Raw genomic sequence first — 2,681 nt, 5'->3', positions numbered from 1 at the left:
GGGGTGACCCATCCGATGCGCTCGCTGCTCGGCGATGTCGCACGTTCCACGGTTGCGACGACCCTCGCGTTGGCGCCGCTGAGCCTTGAAGCGACCGCCGAGTTGGTCGGCGACTGTCCCGTCGATCCCGTTTGGCTACACCGCATTACGGATGGCAACGCCTTCTTCATCGTCGAGATGCTCGACCACATCGGCGAAGATCTGCCGACGACCGTGCGGGATGCGATTCTGGCCCGCACCGTCGGCCTAGAAGTCGCCGCCTGGGACGTGCTGTACCTATTAGCATGCGCGCCACAAGGAATCCCAGATTATCTTCTCAGTGATCTCGGAGTCACCGTGCCCGCGCTGCGCGCTCTCAATGAGGCCAAGCTCATCCGGCGCACAGATCGTGGCGTGGCGTTCCGTCACGACCTATGCCGGCTCGCGGTGGTCAGCGTCATCCCGCCAGGTGCGGAAGTCGAAGTGCACCGCAGGCTGATCCACGCGTATGAGACGGTGCCGCAACAGGATCCGGCCGTCTTGACCCATCATGCGCTCGGCGCTGGCGATCGCACACGTGTCCTCCGCGCCGCGTTCGATGCCGGTACAGCCGCAGCGCGAGCCGGTGCGCACACGCAAGCTGCGGAGTTCTATCAGACCGCGCTGTCCGAGGGCGGTGTGTTGCCATCGGACCGCGAAGCCGAGCTACTTGAACTGCTCGCCGATGAGTACTACCTGACCGATCGGTTGGATGACGCGATCGCGGCACGTCGGCGAGCGTTGGATCTTCGCGAGTCACTGGGCGCCGCCGCGTCGGTGAGCGCGAATCACCACGCGCTGGCGTTGTACGAGTCGTTTAACGCAAACCTCTCGACGGCTGAACACCATGCAGCGAAAGCAGTCGCCGTACTCGACGGCCAGATCGCACCCGGAAGCCAACTAGCGCGCGGGCTACTCGGCAATGCACTCGCGACGCAGGCTTACTTCGCAGTCATGTCAAGCGATCTCAGACGCGCGGACGCGCTGTTATCCCAAGCGCGAGAGTGCGTGGAGCAGGACGACGATCCAGCGCTCGCCATACGCGTTGCGATAATCGAAGGCTACAGTGGCGGGCTCGCCGGAGAGGATGACGCGCGCGACAGGATATTGTCGAGCATCAGGGCGGCGGCCGAACTCTTTGAGGATGCTATCCACGCGTATGGGTGCACCATCCTGGCATTACTCGACATTGAGCAGCGACGACTCGACCAGTTGGCGGAGCCGCTGGACATCAGCATTTCGGTGAGCGTCGAACGCGATGCGCCGTTCGTTTGGTCGTGGCTACGCGCAGTGCGCGCCAGACTCGAACTACTGGTGGGCGATTGGGACGATGCGGCCATTGATGCCGACACCGTGCTCGGCGGTCCGAGCGCACCACTGGCCCGCAGCTGGCCGCTGGTTGTTCGGACGCTCATTTCTCTTCGACGCGACGGTGCGGCGGTCGACGGTATCGACGACGCATGGCGGGCCTACTGCACATTTGGTGAACACATGCGCTTGTTTCCCGCGGCGGCGATCGCCGAACAGGCTTGGTTGACGGGTACCCCCGACGACCGACTCGACGCTTGTCGCACGCTGCTCGACAGCTGCCCCGTTGATGGCGCCAACATGGCGATCGGTGATCTGGCGATGTGGCTGCACCGCATCGATCCCAGCATCGATGCCGATCGAGCTACAGGGCCGTATCGGATGTTGCTCGACGGGGCCTTCGAGGCGGCAGCCGATGAATTCCACCGGCTCTCAATGCCTTATGAGGCGGCGCTCGCGCTTGTGGACTCCGGTGATGTCGGTCTCGCCCGCCGCGGCCTCGATGTGCTTGACCGACTGGGTGCTGCTGCCGTCGCCGCCAAAGTCCGACGCGACCTGCGGTCGAGCGGTCTGACGGTGGTACCCGCTCGTCGTCGCTCGACCACTCTGACAAACGCCGCCGGATTGACGTCGCGGCAAGTTGAGGTGCTGCGGCTCATTGATGAGGGGCTGACCAACGCCGAACTCGCCGACCGGCTTTACCTGTCGGTCAGGACAGTCGACCATCATGTCGCCGCCATTCTTGCCAAACTTGACGTCTCAGGGCGACGCGATGCCATCCGTAAGGCTCGCGAGTTGGGCATCCTCTCTTGACGGGTCGCAACCGTACGGTGTCGGCGCCAAAGTAGGCAATAACTACCGATTCCGCGGACCCGATTCGTCCATACCGTCCTCCTTGTCGACAGACAACTCTTGAGGAGGACTACGTGAACAGCAGTAACAAGGCCGCGATCAGCCTCACGACCGGCTTGGAGGACCCCGAGCGCGTGACGGTGGCCTTTCTGGTGGCACTCGGCGCCGCCGAGGCGGGCCGCCCGACGATGATGTTCCTGACGAAAGAGGCTGTGCGCCTCGCTGTTCCGGGTGTTGGCGTCGGCACCGCCTGTGACGGTTGCCCGCCACTGCCCGAATTGATGGACCGGTACGAGCGCGCGGGCGGCCGTTACTTGGTTTGCCCGCTCTGCATCAACGCCAAGAAGCTCGACGCCGGCAACTTCATCGCGGGTGCTGACGCCGGCGGCACCGTCCAGCTATGGGAGTGGATCGGCGACGGCGCAACGACTTTCAGTTTCTAAGCGACGATGGGCAACCGTTGCCCTGGCACTATTTGAAGGAGAATGAAGTGAACACATTGA

General features: G+C 63.6%; 2 protein-coding genes. Both read left to right on the top strand.

The genetic code is table 11. From position 1 onward, the window contains the following. On the top strand, positions 1-2,139 hold a 2,139-nt coding region (locus VFH65_RS08580), incomplete at its 5' end, for a helix-turn-helix transcriptional regulator (protein WP_353320723.1). A 113-nt stretch (positions 2,140-2,252) separates the two neighbouring features. Then, positions 2,253-2,621 carry a DsrE family protein gene (locus VFH65_RS08575; RefSeq protein WP_353320722.1) on the top strand — a complete coding sequence of 123 codons (369 nt, stop codon included), beginning with the start codon at positions 2,253-2,255 and terminating at the stop codon, positions 2,619-2,621. Positions 2,622-2,681: the final 60 nt, after the last annotated feature.

Source organism: Mycobacterium sp., assembly GCF_035697385.1.
In the GTDB taxonomy this organism is placed as follows: domain Bacteria; phylum Actinomycetota; class Actinomycetes; order Mycobacteriales; family Mycobacteriaceae; genus Mycobacterium.
The sequence above is the reverse complement of the archived record's forward strand: the minus strand, read 5'-3'. Positions and strand labels throughout refer to the sequence as shown.